The following is a 21274-nucleotide window of genomic DNA, read 5'->3' as shown; positions in this document are numbered from 1 at the left end:
AAATAGTGTTATCAAGGGAGGAGATTGTCATTCGAATTTCAATCGTCACAGGCGGATCAAAAGGATTTGGTTTAGCACTTGTCAAACAGCTACTTTCACGTGGGGATATCGTGTATACCGCTGCAAGAAGTGAGTCGCCACTATCCCATCCACACCTCACGCATTCACAGGTCGATCTCACTGATGAGGAATCGGCTGCAAAGTGGCTTCAGGGCATCTTGTCCTCGCAAACTCTCGCAGACGCTGATGACGTCTTGCTTGTCAATAATGCAGGAATGGTCACTCCTATCAAACGTGCAGGGCAAGGCGAAGAGGATACGCTTCATCAGCATTATACGCTGAACCTTGTCATCCCTGTTTTGCTCAGTCATGTGTTTGTGAGAGAGACACAATCTCTTGAAGGGAAGAAAACCATCGTGCATCTTTCTTCTGGAGCAGCTAAAAATCCGTACAAAGGATGGAGTGCCTATTGTAGCTCAAAAGCAGGGCTTGATATGTTTATGAGGACTTTACATGAGGAACAACAGGACGAAGCATATCCTGTCACCACGTTTTCCTTTTCACCCGGTACGATTGATACGGATATGCAGGGAGAGATTCGGAAATCCTCCAAACAGGACTTTGAACAAATTGAGCGGTTTCAGCAATTACATGAAACAGGTACGCTAAAGAGCCCAGATGAAGTGGCCGGTATTTTACTCGACCTTCTAGCAGATGACCCAGCTGGCGGTTGTGTATACGATGCCCGTGAGTATGGAAAAAAGCAGTCATAACGGCTGCTTTTTTCGTATTGTACAAGCAAAGACAGCTTATTGAGCATAAGCTAATCTTGAGACTCATCGGAAATATGACAGAACATTTGAGTTTCTTTTCAGAATATGTTAGGATGCTAAAAATATAGATAAGGAGGGGTTTCCATGAGAAAGGTTACATTAATGGATGTTTACACCCATCCAGTCGCTCAAAAATATTTAAATCGTTCAGGAAAAGCCCACGCCATTGCTTGTGCTTATCACGCATTCAAACTGGCGATGCAGGCGGGGATTAACCCGGATCTTGCTGTGAAAGCAGCACTCTTGCATGACATCGGCCACTATGAATGGTATACAGCAGGCGGAGAATGGGATTACGAGACATATAGACGAAATGATATTCATGCCATTAAAGGGGCAGAGCGGGCACATAAACTGCTCATACGGCTAGGCGAGGAACCAAAAGCAGCCAAAGAGATTGCCCTTGCGATTTTGCTTCACACAGATTCATATTTGCCAGAGGGCGACCTGCATAAGGACACACTCCAGCAAATTGTGAAGAAAGCAGATGAAATGGACGAAGAGCCTGGTGGACACCACCATTACAGACAAATAGATGAATCACTTGCGCTCAAAAAAATTGCTGATTTGGATGAGAAGGTGCAGCAGGCGCTTCAGCCCATGAAACGCTCTGTTTAATATGGAATATCTCCATGAATCGTTCCGTGCTGATCCACATACAAAGTGCGAATCACAGTACGGTTAAATGCCGATGTCCCTGACGCAGTGAGACCTGTGTAATGAACCGTGACGGAATAAGCACCTTCTTTTTTCAATTTGACGGCTGATGAAGAGCTCGTTTTCAGTGGATGATCCTTCTCGGCATCTTTAAAATAAATGGTCTCTACAGTTTTGCTTAATCGTTTAATCAGCTTGCTCGAATGTGTCGATGCATCTCCTGATTTCGCTGCAGCGATTTTGATTTCTTCATTTAATGGTGAATCAAAGGATACAAGTAGCAAATAAGGATCCTTTTTTCCTGAATTTGATCGAATCGTCCATTTTCCTGGAACGGGTTTATTGATTGGCACATGGTGTGAATAGGCGCCTTCATATGGGAATGATGCTTCGGATGTCGTCAAATTGGTTAAGACATCTCCATTTGGCGCAACGATTTCCGGATTGGCTTCCTGTCTTTCATTTAACCACTGAATCGATAGGCCATTCGTTCCTTCCTCTACATAGAACGCTTCTGTTTTATCCTTTTCACTTTCTCCACCTTTCACATAAACGTTTGTATTTAGCTCCGAAGAAACTGGTTCTTGCTCTTGTTCGTCTTCACTTTCAGCGCTTGCGGTACTTGCACGCAGCTGTGCCTGAAATACGGGGAACATGCTTGTGCCGTTTTTGATCGAAAAGTGATCCCACTTTCCTGTTAAAATATTGTTTGCATATGCTAGCTTTGTGCTGCTGACCGTCACAGCGCCATCGTTTGCACCAAAGCTTTTTAAATACATGCCGCCTAAATAAAGCACTCCGCCAAAGGTTCCCCATTCTGAACCAGAATAGGTCACATATTTATGAGGAAACGTCTCCAACCGGTCGGTTTCACTTCGAAAAGCTGCCATCATCCCGGTTTGCAGAGAATAGAGCGCGTCGCTCTTTTGTCCAAGGATTTGCGCAAGCCAGCTTCCGCCTTTGCTATAGGCTAAATCCGCAAGCGGCGTCCCATAATGTGGAGAGCCCAGTGTGATGACTTTCTCTACATATGGATGAGCGTTGTAATACACGAGTGCAGCCTGCGTATCCACTCCGCCTTTACTATGACCGATTATGATCAGTTTTCTGCCGAAAAATTCATAGATTTCTTTTAACTTTTCTGCTAATAGTTTCCCATTCTTTTTCATGTCCTGATCTGGATATAAATCTATGAACGCGCTTTCGTATCCGTTCAGAACAGCTTGTTTTGCCATATCGTTTCGATCAGACCATGTGGAGGAAGAACTGTTTATGCCATGAACAAAAACAAGTGGGGGTTTTGACAGGTCTTTTTGTACCGGTTCTTCTCCTTTAAACCACTTCCCTGGTGTACCAGGTGCATCTCCAATTGTGCCTGCGTGCGCATAACTTGCAGAGGATAGTAAGAGCATGACAGCAACGATACAGATTAATTTTTTCAAGATCATTCACCTCTTCAAATAATTTAAGATGTTGGCAGCACCAATCTATTATACTTCTAAAAATTGTAAAAAAATATGAAATGTAAAAATACGGTAATAATGTTGTAGGTTTGCTGAGTGACACTCACATGGGTCATTGCATACGCTGTGGGTAAATACACAAGTAAAGGGGCAGGTAGCATGGCACAACAAGGAAGTCCACAGCTTGTTTCATTAGTTGATCCATATGTTTATCAAACATTGCAGAAAGTAGTCGGTATGAGATTAATTGTTCAAACAGTGAAAGATACAGTACGTGGAAAGTTGAAGGAAGTGATGCCGGATCATATTGTGATTGAGGCGGGGGCAAAATCAGTGTTTTATGTGCGGATCCAGCAAATCGTGTCGGTGATGCCTGATCACAGTGAAAGAGTGTAACAAGCAGACGCACAGGTGTCTGCTTTTTTCAATGCTTACAGAATGTATATCTGGAAAAAGTGCATGATATACCAATTGTTCTTTTTTTTTCAAAAAATATGGTTCTAAAACAAGAAGCAGTTGACAGAAGGTGGGTTGAATAGTAGTTTTTTAATAAGGTCAATACGTAACAGGAGGAGCATCTTTGTTAAAATCTAAAGTTCATTTTTGGACATTCCAAATATTACTGGTTTTACTGATTGTGTACGTATCAACAAAAGTTTCGTTTTTATTTCAGCCGATCATTTTATTTGCTTCAACGTTGTTTGTTCCTATTTTACTGGCAGGTATTCTCTTTTTCATCTTTAATCCGATTGTTCGATTTTTGTCGAAGAAGATACCTAGGACGCTCGCCATTCTGATTATTTATCTTCTATTCATCGGGCTTATCACGTTTGTTGTCAATGCTGCTGGACCTGTCATTGTCACGCAGGTGGGTGGACTTGTCAAAAGCTTCCCGGGGTATGTCACGGACATGCAGAAATTTATCAACGATTTCTCGCATTCTAAAACATTTACGTGGATGATGAACCAAGATTATGTGTCTGTTTCAAAGTTTGAACAGTCGATCGTTTCGACATTAAAAGATTTACCGGAAAATATTGCTTCAAGTATGTCGGCGGTGTTTGGCGTGATTGCGAATATTGCCCTCGCTGTCATTACCGTTCCATTCATTTTATTTTACATGCTAAAAGACGGGCATAAGTTTCCGGACAAGCTCGTTCAATTTTTGCCAATGCCTTACCGTAAGGAAGGATTGAAGATTTTTAAAGAATTAAACGATACGCTTGCTGCTTACATACAAGGGCAAATCGTTGTTTGTTTATTTGTCGGAGTTGCTTGTTTTATCGGATACTTATTAATTGGTGTGAAATATGCGCTCATTCTCGGCATCATTATTGCGGTGACAAACGTCATTCCATATCTTGGGCCATATCTTGGTGCGGCACCAGCTGTGCTCATTGCTTTTCTTGATTCGCCTGGAAAAGCGGTTGTGACTGTTATTGTCATTCTTGTTGTTCAGCAGATCGATGGAAACGTCATTTCTCCATTGATCATTGGAAAACGTCTCAACACACATCCGTTAACAATTATCTTGCTATTAATTGGGGCAGGAAGTTTTGGCGGAATCCTGGGCATGATTTTTGCCGTCCCTGTCTATGCGCTGCTGAAAGCCATCACACTCAATATTGTCAGATTGGTTCAGCTACGTCAGCGCTCTCGAAAAGAACAGCATTTAAACGTTTAGGGCAGATGCACAACTTTTCCCTTTTTGCATAACATAACTCACATAAGCGAATAGGGAGGAGAAGGAAGATGCCTGCGATTGTTGGACCCATTCATATTGAGTCTTTAGGCGGAAACGGCTCGGCTACTTTTGGTGACGTTCTCGCCATTGCCCCTTTGGCTGTAGATCACTCGACCGGTGGAGCGGGAGCTTTTAATTCAGGTGATTATATGTCCCTGACAAGCGATCCGAATGCCACCATGCTTTGGGACTTTACACTGTTTGGCCAGCCTCAATCATTTAATGCATAAAAGACAGCTGATCATAGGACATATCAGCTGTCTTTTTTATGTTGGATAGACACGTATTGTTCCGCTAGGCATATGATGAGGGTAGTAAAGGTGGTGGAAAGATGCCAGCAATTGTTGGACCCATTCATATTGACCGTGTCATAGGAAACGGTTCTGCACATTTCGGTGATGTGTTTGCCATTTCGCCAAAAAGTGTGGATCATTCCGCTGGTGGTTCAGGCACCTATAATGCAGGAGATTTTGTTCAATTCTTCAACAATCCGAACGTCACATTTGTTTGGGATTCAAACCTGATCAGCCAGCAAAAGAGCTTTAACGCATAGCCAGCTTTGAAAGGGTCTCCTTTTCAGAAGCTGTCTTTTTTTATGGTACAATGGATAGAAGAAGGAAGAAGAAAAAGGGGGGTAAAACACATCAAATGAAAATAAGAAAAGCGCATCTGACAAGCGGGCAACCAACAACCTACAATGTATATTTACATGAAAATAAAAAAGAATATAAAACGCTTGTCGCTGTACCTGATATGGAATGGAGTATTTCTATCGCGTATGAAGACGAAAAAACGCAGCTTGAGCAAGCACTAGAACAATCTTTAAACAAAAGAGTAGAAATAGACGAAGCCCGTGAACTTGCACAAAAAATTGTGCACTGGGTCACAGAAATGTAAATTCAGAAACCAGGAGTGAACACAGCAATGAAAGAAGAATCCGTAGACTTTTATTTGCAGCAAGGGATATTTGGACATGCTGAAACAAAACCCGATGAACGAAGAATGTATCTCGGCTCATTAAGAGAACGTGCTCTTCTCGCTCTGACAAAAGGGCAAGTATCGAGACATAAATCGTATCAAGAGGTAGAGCAAGTATTGAAGGCAAACCGAGAGGCCACTGTTCTTTTAAATGGTGAATTGTCATATGCTTCTTATTCTCCATATGTCAAAATGGCAAATGCCGCTGGTTGTTCTTTTAAAGTGGTCAACCATCACGAGTCACATTCACCTTTTGGGCTTGTGATAGAGGTGCCGCATGCGATCAATCAAGAGCATATCTATATAGAAGATGAGCTTTTTCAAAAAGCTTTTTCTCGTGAATCTGTTGAATAGGTTTCCCTAGTGAAATGAATAAGCTATAATGATTCAAAAGAGCATATGGGAGAGATGCGGATGGGCAAAGCATTGATTTGTATTGATTATACAGTTGATTTTGTTGCAGACGATGGAAAACTGACGTGCGGAAAGCCTGGACAGGCGATTGAGTCGAAGATCACAGAGATCACTTCTTCATTTATTGATGAAGGACACTTTGTTGTTTTTGCCGTCGATCATCATGAAGAGCAAGATCCATATCATCCAGAGACAAAGTTATTTCCGCTCCATAATATTCGCGGGACAGAAGGAATTGAACTTTACGGAAAACTAAGTTCACTATTTCACACGTCAACACATTTAAATCATGTCTATTATATGGAAAAAACAAGATACTCTGCTTTTGCAGGCACTCAATTAGAAATGAAACTGCGCGAGCGTGGCATCACTGAACTTCACCTAGCCGGAGTGTGTACCGATATTTGTGTACTTCATACAGCTGTTGATGCGTACAATAAAGGCTTTGAACTTGTGATTCATGCGAATGCCGTAGCGAGTTTTAATGAAGCGGGGCACGAGTGGGCACTTTCTCACTTTGAGCATACGCTTGGTGCGAAAGTGGTTAAGTAAGGGAAGGAGAATGGAAGTTGGAGCATCGGTTTATTGACGACAGTTTATCACTACATACAGATCTTTATCAAATTAACATGGCAGAAACGTATTGGAGAGACGGCATCCATGAGAAGAAGGCAGTCTTTGAACTCTTCTTTAGAAAGCTTCCATTTGACAACGGCTTCGCTGTATTTGCTGGTTTAGAGAAAGCGATTGAATATTTATCGGACTTCTCCTTCACCGAGAGCGACCTTGCATATTTAAAAGATGAACTCGGTTATAAAAGCGATTTCATTGAATACTTAAGCGGATTGTCTTTTACAGGGACACTTCATTCAATGCGAGAAGGAGAAATTGTCTTTGCGAATGAACCTATTATGCGCATCGAGGCAACACTTGTTGAAGCGCAGCTAATTGAAACGGCACTGCTCAACATCGTGAACTTCCAGACGCTAATTGCAACAAAGGCGGCTCGTATTAAAGGAATCATTGAAGATGAGACAGCATTAGAATTCGGAACAAGACGTGCGCATGAAATGGATGCAGCCATGTGGGGAGCAAGAGCAGCACTGATCGGCGGATTTCAGGCAACAAGTAATGTCCGTGCAGGTAAACGCTTCAATATTCCCGTATCAGGCACACATGCCCATGCCCTTGTACAAGCATATCGTGACGAATATACTGCATTTAGAAAATATGCCGAAACACATACAGACTGTGTCTTTTTAGTGGATACATATGATACGGTCAGATCAGGCATTCCAAATGCAATTAAGGTAGCGAAAGAATTCGGTGATAAAATCAACTTTATTGGGGTCAGACTTGATAGCGGAGACCTTGCCTACTTGTCTAAAAAGGCGAGAACGATGCTGGATGAAGCTGGATTCCATGACGCCAAAGTCATTGCATCAAGCGATCTTGATGAACACACCATTATGAACTTAAAAGCACAAGGTGCAAAAATTGATGTATGGGGTGTTGGAACGAAACTGATTACCGCATTCGATCAGCCAGCTCTTGGTGCTGTATATAAGCTTGTATCGATTGAAGAAAACGGTCAGATGAATGACACGATCAAAATTTCTTCTAACCCAGAGAAAGTGACAACACCAGGCCGTAAACGAGTGTATCGCATTATCAATCAATTGAATCATCACTCTGAGGGAGACTACATTGCCCTTGAAGAAGAAGATGTTCAAAGTGAAGATAAGCTGAAAATGTTCCATCCAGTTCATACATTTATCAGCAAATTTGTTACAAATTTTGTGGCAAAGGACCTTCATGTCCCAATTTTTGAACAAGGGAAGCTGGTGTATGATAATCCAGATATCCAAACGATTCAAGCATATGTGCAGGACAGTCTCGGACTCTTCTGGGAGGAATACAAACGAATCAGCAAACCAGAAGAATACCCAGTCGATTTGAGTCAAAAATGCTGGGATAATAAGATGCAGTTTATCCATGATGTGAAAAATAAAATCAAAAAAGAGCTTTATGAAAGCTGATTACCCCGGGAAAGGAGATCATCAAGCCAGATGGTCTCTTTTTTTTCATGTTGGACGATTCAAAATGAACCTTATGGGCAATCATTTGGTATACTGAAAGCACATCTTGTTTGTCATTGCATAAAGGAGGAATGGAGCAGTTGAGGGTGTTTGTTGCAAGGCAGCCTATTTTTAACAGAAAAGAACAAGTCGTATCATACGAGCTGCTTTATAGAGATAGTGAAACCAATACATATAGCGCTGAAGATGGTGATCAAGCGACAACGGACCTCATTATCAATAGTTTTTTAAACATTGGCATCGAAACACTGACAGAAGGAAAACGATGCTACATCAATTTCACCGAAAGCTTGCTTTCGTCTGATCTGCTCACTTATTTTGATCCACATCAGCTTGTGATCGAAATATTAGAAAATGTACCGATTACCCCGGCACTTATTATGAGATGTAAGCAATTAAAAAAGTGGGGATACACGATTGCGCTCGATGATTTCTTTCTGAGCGGAACACATTTTCATGACAAGTTACTCGATGAACTCCTCTATTGCATTGATATTTTAAAAATTGATTTTCTGAAAACAACATGTGAAGAACGAAGAGACATTTTACATACATATAAAAAGTATCGACTTCGATTCCTTGCTGAAAAGGTAGAAACGCGAAAAGAATATGAAGAAGCGTTAGAAGCTGGCTTCCATTTGTTTCAAGGATATTTCTTTAGTGAGCCGCACGTCATTTCGGGACGAGCCTTATCGACTAGCTTCCACGCATACCATCAGCTATTGAATGAGCTGAGCAAGGAGCAGCCGAATATTCAGACCGTGACGCACTTTATAGAAAGTGATCTTTCCCTTTCATATCAATTATTAAAAATGCTGAATTCTGGCGGCATGAGACGTCTTTATCAAATCAAGAGCATTCGTCAGGCGATTATCCTGCTTGGGTTTAATGAAATACGGCGATGGATCTTTATCCTTTCATTTAAAGAACTGAATGTCCAAGCCAACTCAAGCCAAAAGGAAATCATCAAAATGTCGTTCATTCGTGCCAAAACGTGTGAACTCATTGCTAGTCGGACTGAACGAGAGCATCCCGCTTCTTATATGTTAACAGGTATGTTTTCACTCATTGATACGCTTGTCAGGGCGGACATTACTGAACTTGTGAAAGAACTGCCTCTTTCGGATGAAGTAGGTGAGGCACTGCTTGGCTATGAAAATGACTATTTCCTTGTGTTAGACGTTGCCAAACGTATTGAACGAAATGAATGGGATGATGAAATGTTAGGTGGAAGTCTCCCTAAGCAGGAAGCCTACGGCTGTTATATAGAAGCCATTGAATGGTGTCATAAAATGTTTGAATCTTAAGAAAAGCCGCTCACACTAGAGCGGCTTCTTTCTTTGTTATCCCCACTGTAAAAGTAGAAAAAGCCTGCTGGAAGAGAGGGATAAGTAGATACGGATGCCTTCTGGACTAAAGCGGATATCGATATTGCTTTTCACCCCAATCTGCTTCAGCATTCGAATCACACTTGCGGTGTCAGCACGTTCAGCAGCTTCCATGATTCGCTGTCCAAACGAAAGCGAACCGGAAATCTGCTGTGTAATGAGGGATGCATCAGCCACGAGACGGGTTGATTCCTTTGCAGCCTTTTGAAACGCATGAGCATCTACTGGAGGAAAAGTCATGGGTGTTCGCGGGTATGCGTTCCCTATTGCGGGAACCTGCAAAGGCGGATAAGGAACATAGTAAAACACATGGTCACCTCTTCTCTCATTGAAGTGAATTTGGACGGATATCTGTTCTAAATGTATGAAGAAAATCCGAATAAAGAATCAAAATGATCTTTCTACCTTTGCATATTCATCATAAAAATAGGTACTTTTGCGGTCAATTTCGGTGAATGTCGCCAAAAAATTGCGGTGTCTACAGTAGAGCCTGTCGTCTGACCTATAACATGAAAAACCGAGGAAACAGAGGGGATCGTACGTTCTGTATCATGAGAATTGTGACGAATGATGCCTGTTCATGTCGCAAAAATGACGTATTTCCTTTGAAATTGAGATAAAAGTATCATTTGAAAAGTCTGAAAATGATGAAAAAAGACCTATTGAATTTTGCGGTATCACGCACACATTTTGTGCATACTTTTCGGTGAAAAAATACTCAATAGCATTTACACTGTTAGTAACAGATCAAATACTTATGACCCAATCAACATACACAAATACATTGATCTTCCAAAAAAGGAGAGTGGAATCGATGGAAAAGTATGAAATCGAAGAACTTAAACAACTATTATGGAAACTTGAAAACGAAATTAGAGAAACAACGGCTTCTCTTCATAACATTAACAAAAGCATTGATCAATACGACAAATATGAATATGTGAAAATTTCTTAAAGACTTGATAACCATCAAGTCTTTTTTTTATCCAAATACATACAAAAAAAGGATATATTATTATATAATTGTTAAATAGTGATGTCAGTGGACATTTGCTTATTTCTTTTTAGTAAAATAAGAGGCGAGAGGGTGAGGATCAAGATCGAGTATGCTAAACTATCTAGAGAATACAAAAATCAAGCAGAAAATGTCTGATTTTATTCAACATGCAGTCAGGCAAAATGATTTACAAAAGCTGCTTCTCGAATTTACAGATATAAAGAATGAATTTCCTTTTGGGCAATTGGCTTACCAACATTATGAGGCATTTGGCGGACAAGACAAGCAAGCGATTACAAAACTGGCAGCAGGGATTGAACTTCTCATCTTATCTGCCGATATATTAGATGATATTGAAGATCAGGATAATGATTCGTATCCTTGGATGAAATGTCAGAGCGGAATTGCGATTAATGCGGCGAATGTTCTTTTTGTATTGAGCTTTGAAGTCTTTTCAAAGCTTGATCATGCACCGGAGCTTTTAAACAGTGTATACTCCTATTCCATTCAGTCAATGCAAGGACAGCATTTGGATATGACACTGGAACCGGAGAATGAGCAGGATTGTTTAAGTATCATGAAATTAAAGGCAGGATCACTGTTTGTGTTACCCTGTATGTTAGGGGTTATCTTGGCAACAGGTTCATTTGAAAAAAATGTAGAAGAATATGCTTATTATCTAGGCATGGCAGAGCAGCTTGAAAATGACTATGTGGCTCTTTTTAATAAAAAGAATATTGATTTTAAAAGAATGCAAACATTACCGCTAGTATATTTAAAAAATGAATTTAATCCTTCCAGTTCTGACTTGCTCAGTTATTATCAATCAGAGGATAAGAGTATTGGCTCTGAAGAATTAAAGGATAAATTAAAAGAATCTGGCGTTCAACAATATGTATTTATTATGAGAAACCTTCTCAGAAATAAGTTTAAAGAAGCATTCGAAATACTACATTTAAAGGCTTCTAAAAAGGAAAAGCTAATACTTTTTTTAATTGGAGATGGAGAAGATGAACATTCAGAAACTAGTTAGTTATCTAGCGGGAAACCCCTCGGCGTTAAAGCAAGTTGCTAATGGAAATGCATCGTTACTTCACGTTGATCAAGTGACTGCGAGTATTATTGTTGAAGGTTTTCAGAAAGAAGATACCATTAGATCAAAAAAATGGAGAGATGCTGGGGACTATTGAGGCTCTATGCAAAAATTTTACTCGAAATTAACTGTTATTTTAATTATCCTTAGTTTCATTTATGTGATTTATATTTCCTACATCAATGTGTTTAATATCTTTGTAGGAGCAGTCGTTTCGGTGAATAGTGACGGACAACTTGAAATAGAGGATGTTGTTGATTTTACAGACAGTTATTATGCTGGTGTTAGAAAAGGCGATATCATCCTTGAAGTGAACGGTAATAAAGAACCAACCGAAGAAGTAAGAAGAGGTTATTTAGCAAACGTCAAAAGTTTAGTTGTTGATAGACATGGTGATGAAATTGTCATAGAGAATGTGAGGTTATTAAGTCAAGAAAATCTATTTATTTACTTAATACCGATCATTTTTTATTCAATCTGCCTATTTTGTATATTTATGATTTTAAAAATCAATAAATCTAGGAAAAAAGAGTCTGCCTATATCCTTGCCCTTTTTTTATTGGCTGTTGCTGTAGCATATGTCAGTTCTGGTGGATCTGGTAAAGGTGAGTATATTAGTGGTTTTATCGTCATTACTACGATGACTTGTGTACCTCCTTTATATATGCACTTTATGTATCAGTATTTGAAGGAATTGGGTACGAAAATTATTAGCGTACGTGTGCTTCTTTCTTTGTATGCAGTTCCATTTATAAATCTTGTTTTAGAAATTTATTTTAAAAATATGGTTTTAGCTGCTTTCAACTTATTTTCGTTTTTTACACTTGCATTTATAACGATTATTATCACATTCAGATCAGCTAAAAGGTGGAAAGGTACGGAAATTGGTAATGTCCTTAGTGCATTTGGACTTGTCTTAATCACGTCATTCAGTCCTTTTATGCTGTTCTTTATCATTCCATATTTTTTTCATAAGTATTTTATTTCGCCTTATATTCTTGCTTCGTTTGCATTATTAATTCCGTTTTTCTTAGTCTATCAATTTATGTCAAACAAATTATATAATGTTGATTTCTTTATGGGAAGAATTAAATATTACAGCCTTTTAGCGATCACACCTACGATAGTAGTGGTGATTATATTTGATTTCATTCAGAAGCCAAGTGCTAATTTTTATACATTGAAATTTACAATTATCACATACATTCTTATGCTCACCGTCTTTTATTTTAAAGAAATCATCGATTTTCGTTTTCGTCTAAAGCGTTTCTCAGAGAAACATAATTATCAGGATAGTGTGTTTAAATTCACCCAGCTCATTCGTGATGCTTCATCACTTCATCAAGTGTTATATCATTTGAAATACACCATTTTAGAAGTGCTTGTTGTGAATAAAGCCTTTGTGCTTGAGGTGAAGGCTGATGGACAAATTGAAGAAATTGATGAGCAGACAGAAGACAGCAACCTATGGAAAAAGTATGTCGATCAATTTCACGATTTATTAGGCGAAGTAGGGAAAATTATCGAGCTTAATAAAGGGTTTATGATAAAAATTGGTGAGCGGGGCGGTCACTCGTTTGTGATTTGCTGTTTATCTAATTTACGGACACCTAAGCTAACCCGCGATGAAATCTCATGGCTGAAAACATTGGCATTTTACACAAGTGTCAGTTTAGAAAATGTCGTCAATATCGAAGAACTGATGGAGCATCTTGAGGATTTGAAACAGCGGGAAGCCAATCCCGCCTGGCTGAAGAAAGTCATGTTCGCCATGGAAGAGAAGCAGCGCTCAGATTTAGCGAGGGATCTTCATGATTCTGTGCTGCAGGATTTGATTTCACTGAAGAGACAGTCCGAGATGTTCTTAACCAATTTCCAAAACAACCAATGCCCAACATCTATTGAAAATTCATTGATCTCATGGAATGAACAAATGTCTAAGGTGATTCAAACCACTAGAGAAACATGTCATGAACTTCGGCCGCAGCTCCTCTATGATTTGGGGTTAGTGAAGGCAATTTCGAAGCTGACTTCGCAAATTCAAGAGGAAGCGCCATTTCATATTAGACTGAATACAACCCGCTTTGATAAAGAACTGGACATTGATATTGACTCACAGCTGAATATTTACCGGATTGTGCAGGAGCTGTTATCCAATGCGTTGAAGCATTCTAAGGCCAGCCAAGTCTTAGTGATGCTCATTTGTATTAAAGATCAAGTTGTTCTCCATTATGAGGACGATGGAGTCGGATTTGATGCAAGCCAGCTTGATCAGCACACGATGAGCATGGGTCTTTCTGGCATAAGGGAACGAGTCAAAGCTCTAAATGGAAAGCTTCAAATTCACACAGCACCTGAAAAAGGGCTCAAGGTGAAAATTGAAATGGAATTGTAACGATTTCTTAAGGAATAAGACTTGGCATCTGCCAAGTCTTTTATATAAAATGGAAGTGAGTGATTTAAAGGGAGGAAGACATGAAGAAGATATTGGTCATTGATGATCATCCGGCTGTCATGGAAGGGACAAAAAGCATATTAGAATCAGATCAGCAGCTATCAGTCGATTGTTTAAGTCCTGATGCAGAAGGCGCCTTTTTAAAGACGCATGACTTTTCCATCTATGATGTGATCTTGATGGATTTAAATCTCGGGGATATCAATGGAATGGACATTGCCAAACAAATTCTAGAAACGAATCAACAAGTGAAAATTATCATTTATACAGGATATGAAGTAGATGATTATTTCGAAGAGGCCATTCGAGCTGGATTGCATGGTGCAATAAGTAAAACAGAGACAAAAGACAAAATCATTGAATACATACACCGCACATTGCAAGGAGAAGTTGTCATTCAGCTATCCTATTTAAAGAAATTAATTTCACAGCAGCAAGAGAAGCCAGAACAGGCGCAGCAGACGGATCATGAGCTGTTAACAGAGCGTGAATGTTTAATCTTAAGAGAAGTGGAAAAAGGGTACACAAACCAAGAGATCGCCGATGTGCTTCATTTGAGCAAACGCTCGATTGAATACAGTTTGACCTCCATCTTTAATAAGCTGAATGTTGGATCTCGAACGGAAGCGGTGTTAATTGCAAAATCGGAAAGTGTCCTGTAAACGTGTGAAGGGAGAGGGTCTTGATGGATGTGAGTGGTTCAAATACACTGCTTGAGGCACTGGGGATTGAGATTGTGGAATGCAATACGTCACGATGCGTGGCGACAATGCCAGTCGATCACCGAACAAAACAGCCATTTGGATTACTGCACGGAGGAGCATCAGCTGCTCTAGCAGAAACAGTGGCAAGCATGGGTGCTGCTGCTCATTTGGATTTAACGAAGCAGGTCTGTTCAGGTATTGAAATCAATGCCAATCATTTAAAATCTGTACGTGATGGAGTGGTGACAGCTACAGCTGTTCCTGTACATGTTGGACGGCGTACAATGGTATTCCAAATCGATATAAAAGATGATCGAGACCGTCATATCTGTACGTCAAGATGTACACTCGCTGTCATTGATCGCATATAAAAAAGCTCCCGGTGCAGCGGAAGCTTTTTTTAATACCCTTTTATGAACATGCAGGTAAAGTGAACAAGACCTGAATGTCATATTCTTCATTTATAAATAAGAGTCTTCTTTTCGTTTAATGACAAAGTTACGGAAACCGCCATAATCATCTTGGACACTTCGTTTGTCCATTTTCACACCAGTGTTGTAAGCGGCTCTGCCGATCAAATGAGCGCCGACTGGTGCGGTCAGAAAGATAAAGACAATCCCAAGCAGGATTTTCGCAGAGATGATCCCTGCAAGAAACCATTCATGAAAGAACACACCAACTAAAATGAGAACAACACCAAGTGTCGATGCTTTTGATGCAGCATGCATACGTGTGTAAACATCCGGCAGGCGAAGGACACCAATGGCTGAAATCAAACAGAGGATGGCGCCAAGCAGAATAAAGAAAATCACGATCGCTTTAGCGATGACGATCATTTTCAATCACTTCCCCTTTCTCAAGGAATTTGGAAAAAGCGACAGTGCCGATAAAGGCAAGAATACCGAGCAGTAAAATAATTTCAAAGAACGTAGTGGTTTTCAGTAAGATAGACACGATGGCTGTCATCCCAATTAAATTGATTCCTATCGCATCAAGCGCACTAACGCGATCTGGGATAGAAGGTCCTTTGATGACCCGTATGACAAAAAGCAAAGTAGACAGCGCAAGAATTCCAAGTGACATTTGCAAGATCAGTTCCATTACTTACCGCTCACCTCCTGAATCGCTTTTTCAAATGATACCCGAATATCGTGGATGGCTTTTTCAGCATCTTCAATATCCATCGCATGAATATATAAAATCGAACGATCATCGGAAATATCGATGACCAGTGTACCAGGTGTTAATGTAATCATATTAGCCAGTATGGTGATTTCCCAATCTGTTTTTAAATCTGTACGAAAGGCGAAAATACCAGGCTTGATCTTAAGCTTTGGAGATAACACCGTCTTGAGTACACTCAAATTGGCAAGAAGCAGCTCTCTGATAAAAATGATGACGAGCTTGAAAATCGCATAAAGGGCATAGCCGTAAAAACGTTGCGGGAAGAATCGCCGTAGCATAAAAATGGCGATCATCCCTAGTGCAAAGCCTGATACAAAGTCTGCAGCTCTGTATGTATCATTCATAAACATCCATGTAAAGGCGAGGAGAGCGTTTAATAATATTTGAAAGGCCATGTTCATCTACTCCTTCAGCACAGCTTGAATATATTTTTCTGGTGTTGAAAGCATTTCCGCAGCTTGATTGATATAAGGTGCAATGAATTCTGTGCCTAATCCAATCGCAAGCGATAAGATAACAAGCAGTACCCCAGGATATACCATTCCTCTAATGGATGGCTTTCTTCTTCGCATATCCTGTTCCTCTCCCCAAAACGCGAGCATGAAAATCCTCATAACAGAATAAAGGACAAGAAGACTGGACAGTAAAACAAGGATAGAGAACGTCATGTACCCAGCAGAAAACCCACCTTCAACAATTTTCAGTTTGCCAACAAATCCACTTAGCGGAGGAATACCCGCAAGTGATAAAGCCGATATGAAGAACATCCAGCCGAGTAGAGGCTGGGATTGAATCAGCCCACCCATTTTTTTCAGATGATTGGTTCCAGCATACACAAACAGTGCCCCTGCGAGCATAAATAGAGCTCCTTTGATCACCATATCGTGAATGAGGTAATAAATGGCGCCTTGAAGTGATGCCGGTGTATTGGCCGCAATCCCAAACAAAATGACACCAACAGCTGTGACAATGTTATAAATCACAATTTTTTGCACATCAGAATAGGCGATAGAGCCAATGACACCGAATATAACCGTTAGAGCGGCTAGCCAGGCCATAATTGTATGTGTAAAACCTGTATCATGTATAAAGATGAGCGTAAAGACCCTGGCAATCGCATATAGCCCGACCTTTGTCAGCAGTGCGCCAAACAAAGCTGAAATTGCTGCCGGCGGTGCATGATAAGACCCTGGCAGCCAGAAGTACAGCGGGAAGACCCCAGCTTTTAAGCCAAATACAATCAGGAACAGAATGGCAATCACGGTGATTAACCCTGTTTGCCCAGATTCAGCTATTTTCACACTTAAATCAGCCATGTTCAGTGTGCCTGTGACTGCATATAAACACGCTACGCCAACAATAAATAATGCCGATGAGATAATATTAAACACAATGTATTTCAGTGATTCACGAAGCTGAGGCTTTGAACCACCCAGAACAATGAGCATATAAGACGCCATCAGCAACAATTCAAAGAAGACAAACAGGTTGAAAATATCTCCCGTTAAAAAGGCACCACTGACGCCAGCTAACAAGAATTGGACACCAGAATAATAGAACAGCCGCTCTCTTTCTTTCCTAATCGTTTGAAAGGAAAAAAGAACTGTGACAAGTCCAACAATGGAAGCGGTCAGCACAAGAAGTGCAGCAAACTGATCGGCCACAAGGGCAATGCCAAACGGTGCTTTCCAGCCACCCAAATAAAGGGTTTGTATGCCGTTTGTGAAAATCGTTTGGACCAAATAGACATTACAGATAATGGCTAAAAGAGATGCAAATACACTAAAGCCTCTCGACAGCATGGTGTTTTTATTCATAAAAATCAATAATGTAGCAGCTAGTAATGGTATTAATATAGGCAGGATCACGAGATTATTCATGCTGATCATTTCCTCTCATTTGATCCATGTCATCTGTTCTCAGCTCTTGGAAGGCACGGAAGGCCATCACGAGCAAAAAGGATGTTACACCAAAAGCAATGACAATAGCTGTTAAAATTAATGCTTGTGGCAATGGATCTACATAGGATGTGAGCCCCTCTTTCAAAATAGGAGGTGCTCCCTTTTTTAAGCCGCCCATTGTTAATAGAAGCAAATGGACGCCGTGACTTAAAACGGCAGTACCGACGATGACCCGCAGAAGGCTTTTTGAAAGCATTAAATAGGTCGCTGCCATAAAAATGATTCCGACGATAATAGACATTAGAAATTCCATTATTCCTTCTCTCCAATCGTTTGAATAATGGTCATGGTGACACCAACAACAACTAAATACACACCGATATCAAACAGGACCGCTGTCGCCAGTTCTGTTTTCCCTAGAAACGGCAGTTGGAAATAATCAAATGCATGGGATAGGAAAGGTGCTCCGAACAGAAAAGATCCCATACCTGTTAGGATGGCAACGAGCAAACCGACACCAGCCACATAAATAAAGTCAAATGGTAAAATGCGTCTGACTGTTTTAAGGTCATAGGCTAAAAGCAGAAGGACGACAGCACCAGCACTCATCAAACCGCCAATGAATCCTCCGCCAGGATTGTTATGTCCTGCAAGAAATAGGTGAAGTGAGAAAAGCAAGATGATGAATGCTGTAATTTTAGTAGTGACTTGTAAGAGCATATCATTCGTATCAATCTTTCTCATCGCCGTACGCCTCTCTTCCGTTTTCCTTGTGCTTTTACCTTCAATAATCCATAAATACCGAGTGCCGCAATGGCCAGCACTGTAATCTCAAAGAGTGTATCAAAGCCCCTGAAATCGACAAGAATGACATTGACAATATTGTCTCCGCCAGCCAGTTTGTAGCTGTTTTCAATGAAGTACGTTGAAATCGTGTCAAGAGACTGCTGGCTTGTTGAAGCAAAAGCAAGACAGGTGACAACAACTCCAACACCTAATGAGATCATCAAATTTGTTAATTTAAATCTTCGTGTTTTTTGCTTCAGACTCAGCTTTGGCAAATGATAGAAGCAAAGTAAAAACAGCGCGACAGAAATGGTTTCAATAATGAGCTGTGTCAGCGCAAGGTCAGGTGCTCTGAAAATCACGAAGAATAGTGACAGCGTGTAGCCCATAACACCTAGCGCAATAATAGCTGTTAAGCGTGAACGAGCAAATACAGTCGTGACTGTCGCTGCGACCATCACAAGTGAAAGGATGGCTTCGTACGTGCCGATTGATGCAGCGTGCTCAGTTTGAAATGAGAAGGCTTGCTTGTAGAACATCACGCTGCCCAGCACGATAATCATAAAACCAAATACATAGACAAGATAGTCACGAAGGAATCCTGTCATATAGCTGTTTGTTAGGCGGTATGACCCTTTTTCTACACCTATAAGTGAACGATCATACAAAGCGTTAAATGACCATTTTTCTTTAAATATGTTGTACATTGGGCGCCATTTTGACAGCGTTAAATAGCCAATGGTACCGAGCGCAACTACACCAATTGTCATGTAAAGCTCTGGCTGGAATCCATGCCACGCTTCAATTTTTACGGCAAAGCGGCTTCCTGTTTGAATGGCTTCTGGAATGATCGCTTGAATGGCAGGTTCAATGACAGAATAGGCAAGAATATTAGGGAAAAAGAAAAACGTGACCACAAGTGCAGCTAAAATAATTGGCGGGATCAGCATACCAATCGGTGCTTCATGCGGTTTTTTCTCCAATTGATCGACATTCAGACGGCCTCTAAATGTTTTGAAGACGATCATCATACTGTAGATGAACGTAAACACACTAGCGAGCCAAGCGATAGCAGGGAAGACAGCCCCCCATGTTGAAACATCCGTAAAGCTGATGTCAGAAATCCGAATCATACTTGTGAAAAATAGCTCTTTACTTAAAAATCCATTAAAAGGCGGGAGTCCAGCCATCGAGAATGTACCAATTAACGTAATTGTAAAGGTAATTGGCATGATGGTCATTAATCCACCTAATTTGCGAATATCACGTGTACCTGTTTCGTGATCGATAATCCCTGCTGCCATAAAGAGACTTCCTTTAAAAGTCGCGTGGTTAATGAGATGAAAAATAGCAGCAAGAACGGCTGCGCCAAAAAAGGCAGGGTTGTTTTCATGAATGGCAGCTGCGCCTACTCCTAGCATGAGCATAATCATACCGAGTTGACTCACTGTCGAGAAGGCCAGAATGGCTTTCAAATCATTTTGCCGAACGGCGTGGAAAGATCCCCAGAATAGTGTGATAAGTCCGACAATCGAAATGGTCCAAAACCACACCTCTGATATAGCAAAAATCGGACTAAAGCGGGCAACCAGATAAATACCGGCTTTGACCATAGTAGCAGAATGCAGATAACTGCTTACAGGGGTTGGTGCTTCCATAGCATCAGGCAGCCAAATATAAAATGGGAACTGCGCTGATTTCGTGAAGGCCCCTAGTAAAATGAGAACCATCGCAGGGATGAAATAAGGTGATGCCATAATGAGCTGAAGCTGATTGACTGCTTCGCGAATACTGAATGAATCAGTGATCAGGTAAATGAGGATGAAGCCGCCAAGCATAGCTAATCCGCCAAACACAGTAATAAGCAGTGATTTGGTTGCTCCGTAACGAGAACGTTCACGCTTATACCAATACCCAATTAAGAGGAAGGAAGAGATACTTGTTAGCTCCCAGAACAAATAAAGTACGACCATGTTATCAGAGAGGACAACACCGAGCATAGCGGTCATAAACATTAATAAATACGTATAGAAAGAGCCAAGCTGTTCTTTTTCCTTTGATAAGTAGAAAATACTGTACAGTACCACAAGTGCACCAATACCTGTGATGAGTAAAGCAAATAACAGGCTGAGACCATCTACATATACAGTGAAATTCATCCCTAGAGAGGGAATCCATTCAGCTTGTGAGAACAACGTTCGTCCATTCGAGGTGATCTGGAGCATTTGGATGAAATAGGTAAATAAAAGAATAGGCAAGATGAGAACAAACCATCCTGTATGTATACGCCTTACGTATTTAAAAAGAAAAGGGACGACAAAGGCAAGTAAAAAAGGTGATAGGATGGCGAAGTGAATAAGCTGCAAGAAAATGAACCTCCTTTGATCAATATAAATTCACGTTCTAAAGAACTGGTAATTAAAATTATAGCGTAAATACAGACATAGTGCATTGGTTTGAACTGATTTACGACAAATTGAATTTGTTTTGAGTTCTTTTGACCACAAAAAATATTTTATCAAAAATGAAACTCGTTGTATATTGTTTTGTATTTCGTACATGCTTTTCTTAAAGGAG

General features: G+C 40.5%; 26 protein-coding genes. 17 read left to right on the top strand and 9 right to left on the bottom strand.

The features are described 5' to 3' along the window. Positions 1–29: 29 nt before the first annotated feature. Together AC0VYC_RS14825 and AC0VYC_RS14820 are read left to right on the top strand one after the other, a co-directional pair. Positions 30–773: a (S)-benzoin forming benzil reductase gene (locus tag AC0VYC_RS14825; protein WP_475390063.1), complete on the top strand. Its 744-nt coding sequence runs from the start codon at positions 30–32 to the stop codon at positions 771–773. A 144-nt stretch (positions 774–917) separates the two neighbouring features. Further along, complete coding sequence (locus AC0VYC_RS14820) at positions 918–1451, top strand: HD domain-containing protein (RefSeq protein ID WP_007500462.1); 534 nt, start codon at positions 918–920, stop codon at positions 1449–1451. On the opposite strand, the gene AC0VYC_RS14815 is transcribed toward AC0VYC_RS14820, so the two are convergent. Continuing rightward, complete coding sequence (locus tag AC0VYC_RS14815; RefSeq protein ID WP_475388738.1) at positions 1448–2932, bottom strand: esterase/lipase family protein; 1485 nt, start codon at positions 2930–2932, stop codon at positions 1448–1450. The two genes, AC0VYC_RS14820 and AC0VYC_RS14815, sit on opposite strands and share 4 nt — an antisense overlap. 180 nt (positions 2933–3112) lie before the next feature. Here AC0VYC_RS14815 and AC0VYC_RS14810 point away from each other — a divergent pair, with 180 nt between their 5' ends. The 9 genes from AC0VYC_RS14810 to AC0VYC_RS14770 all read left to right on the top strand — a co-directional run bounded on the left by AC0VYC_RS14810 (position 3113) and on the right by AC0VYC_RS14770 (position 9495). After that, on the top strand, positions 3113–3349 hold the full coding sequence (locus AC0VYC_RS14810; RefSeq protein ID WP_003213721.1) for a YuzF family protein: 237 nt from the start codon (positions 3113–3115) through the stop codon (positions 3347–3349). Between the two features lie 184 nt (positions 3350–3533). Beyond that, the gene (locus AC0VYC_RS14805; protein ID WP_008345881.1) at positions 3534–4637 is read left to right on the top strand and encodes an AI-2E family transporter; all 1104 of its coding nucleotides are present in this window, start codon (positions 3534–3536) and stop codon (positions 4635–4637) included. Positions 4638–4705: 68 nt separating this feature from the next. Then, positions 4706–4927, top strand: coding sequence for a spore germination protein (locus AC0VYC_RS14800; RefSeq protein ID WP_008345880.1), 222 nt, complete (start codon positions 4706–4708; stop codon positions 4925–4927). Between the two features lie 101 nt (positions 4928–5028). After that, positions 5029–5250, top strand: coding sequence for a spore germination protein (locus AC0VYC_RS14795; RefSeq protein WP_008345878.1), 222 nt, complete (start codon positions 5029–5031; stop codon positions 5248–5250). 95 nt (positions 5251–5345) lie between these two features. Continuing rightward, the gene (locus AC0VYC_RS14790) at positions 5346–5594 is read left to right on the top strand and encodes a YueH family protein (protein ID WP_008345876.1); all 249 of its coding nucleotides are present in this window, start codon (positions 5346–5348) and stop codon (positions 5592–5594) included. A gap of 27 nt (positions 5595–5621) precedes the next feature. After that, positions 5622–6029, top strand: a complete 408-nt coding sequence (locus tag AC0VYC_RS14785) for a YueI family protein (RefSeq protein ID WP_024719733.1) — start codon at positions 5622–5624, stop codon at positions 6027–6029. 60 nt (positions 6030–6089) lie between these two features. Next, entirely contained in the window at positions 6090–6641 is a 552-nt protein-coding gene (locus AC0VYC_RS14780; RefSeq protein ID WP_475388736.1) for a cysteine hydrolase family protein, read from the top strand. Between the two features lie 17 nt (positions 6642–6658). Further along, positions 6659–8128: a nicotinate phosphoribosyltransferase gene (locus tag AC0VYC_RS14775; RefSeq protein WP_007500472.1), complete on the top strand. Its 1470-nt coding sequence runs from the start codon at positions 6659–6661 to the stop codon at positions 8126–8128. Positions 8129–8268: 140 nt separating this feature from the next. Continuing rightward, on the top strand, positions 8269–9495 hold the full coding sequence (locus tag AC0VYC_RS14770) for an EAL and HDOD domain-containing protein (protein ID WP_035701209.1): 1227 nt from the start codon (positions 8269–8271) through the stop codon (positions 9493–9495). Positions 9496–9531: 36 nt separating this feature from the next. Here the strand turns inward: AC0VYC_RS14770 and AC0VYC_RS14765 are convergent, their stop codons facing one another. Further along, positions 9532–9885 (bottom strand): YuzC family spore coat inner layer protein, encoded by a 354-nt coding sequence (locus AC0VYC_RS14765; protein ID WP_017367963.1) that lies wholly within the window; start codon positions 9883–9885, stop codon positions 9532–9534. A gap of 505 nt (positions 9886–10390) precedes the next feature. On the opposite strand from AC0VYC_RS14765, the gene degQ reads away from it, so the two are divergent. From degQ to AC0VYC_RS14735, 6 genes are all read left to right on the top strand, one after another. Beyond that, positions 10391–10531, top strand: a complete 141-nt coding sequence (degQ, locus tag AC0VYC_RS14760; protein WP_003213123.1) for a degradation enzyme regulation protein DegQ — start codon at positions 10391–10393, stop codon at positions 10529–10531. 151 nt (positions 10532–10682) lie between these two features. After that, complete coding sequence (locus tag AC0VYC_RS14755; protein ID WP_100324828.1) at positions 10683–11606, top strand: polyprenyl synthetase family protein; 924 nt, start codon at positions 10683–10685, stop codon at positions 11604–11606. Further along, a complete protein-coding gene (gene comX, locus AC0VYC_RS14750; RefSeq protein WP_306160900.1) occupies positions 11575–11763 on the top strand; it encodes a competence pheromone ComX in 189 nt (62 codons plus the stop codon). Before AC0VYC_RS14755 ends, comX begins: the two co-directional genes overlap by 32 nt. A gap of 6 nt (positions 11764–11769) precedes the next feature. Further along, on the top strand, positions 11770–14061 hold the full coding sequence (locus AC0VYC_RS14745; protein ID WP_475388733.1) for an ATP-binding protein: 2292 nt from the start codon (positions 11770–11772) through the stop codon (positions 14059–14061). An 80-nt stretch (positions 14062–14141) separates the two neighbouring features. Next, positions 14142–14783 (top strand): two-component system response regulator ComA, encoded by a 642-nt coding sequence (gene comA / locus AC0VYC_RS14740; RefSeq protein ID WP_007500477.1) that lies wholly within the window; start codon positions 14142–14144, stop codon positions 14781–14783. A 23-nt stretch (positions 14784–14806) separates the two neighbouring features. After that, positions 14807–15196, top strand: coding sequence for a hotdog fold thioesterase (locus AC0VYC_RS14735; RefSeq protein WP_017358943.1), 390 nt, complete (start codon positions 14807–14809; stop codon positions 15194–15196). Between the two features lie 90 nt (positions 15197–15286). On the opposite strand, the gene mnhG is transcribed toward AC0VYC_RS14735, so the two are convergent. The 7 genes from mnhG to AC0VYC_RS14700 are packed head-to-tail and all read right to left on the bottom strand — an operon-like array spanning position 15287 to position 21063. Beyond that, on the bottom strand, positions 15287–15661 hold the full coding sequence (mnhG, locus tag AC0VYC_RS14730; RefSeq protein ID WP_003213369.1) for a monovalent cation/H(+) antiporter subunit G: 375 nt from the start codon (positions 15659–15661) through the stop codon (positions 15287–15289). Further along, positions 15645–15926 (bottom strand): Na(+)/H(+) antiporter subunit F1, encoded by a 282-nt coding sequence (locus AC0VYC_RS14725; RefSeq protein ID WP_008345849.1) that lies wholly within the window; start codon positions 15924–15926, stop codon positions 15645–15647. Before AC0VYC_RS14725 ends, mnhG begins: the two co-directional genes overlap by 17 nt. Beyond that, positions 15926–16405, bottom strand: coding sequence for a Na+/H+ antiporter subunit E (locus AC0VYC_RS14720; RefSeq protein ID WP_008345848.1), 480 nt, complete (start codon positions 16403–16405; stop codon positions 15926–15928). The genes AC0VYC_RS14725 and AC0VYC_RS14720 overlap by 1 nt, the downstream gene beginning before the upstream one ends. Positions 16406–16411: 6 nt before the next feature. Further along, the gene (locus AC0VYC_RS14715) at positions 16412–17890 is read right to left on the bottom strand and encodes a Na+/H+ antiporter subunit D (RefSeq protein ID WP_475388730.1); all 1479 of its coding nucleotides are present in this window, start codon (positions 17888–17890) and stop codon (positions 16412–16414) included. After that, on the bottom strand, positions 17883–18224 hold the full coding sequence (locus AC0VYC_RS14710; RefSeq protein WP_003213576.1) for a Na(+)/H(+) antiporter subunit C: 342 nt from the start codon (positions 18222–18224) through the stop codon (positions 17883–17885). The genes AC0VYC_RS14715 and AC0VYC_RS14710 overlap by 8 nt, the downstream gene beginning before the upstream one ends. After that, positions 18224–18655 (bottom strand): Na(+)/H(+) antiporter subunit B, encoded by a 432-nt coding sequence (locus AC0VYC_RS14705; RefSeq protein WP_008345843.1) that lies wholly within the window; start codon positions 18653–18655, stop codon positions 18224–18226. Before AC0VYC_RS14705 ends, AC0VYC_RS14710 begins: the two co-directional genes overlap by 1 nt. Next, a complete protein-coding gene (locus AC0VYC_RS14700) occupies positions 18652–21063 on the bottom strand; it encodes a Na+/H+ antiporter subunit A (protein ID WP_178929931.1) in 2412 nt (803 codons plus the stop codon). Before AC0VYC_RS14700 ends, AC0VYC_RS14705 begins: the two co-directional genes overlap by 4 nt. Between the last annotated feature and the right edge of the window lie 211 nt (positions 21064–21274).

It is taken from the genome of Bacillus sp. iso_77, from assembly GCF_056173625.1.
This window is presented reverse-complemented; position numbering and strand designations above follow the sequence as displayed.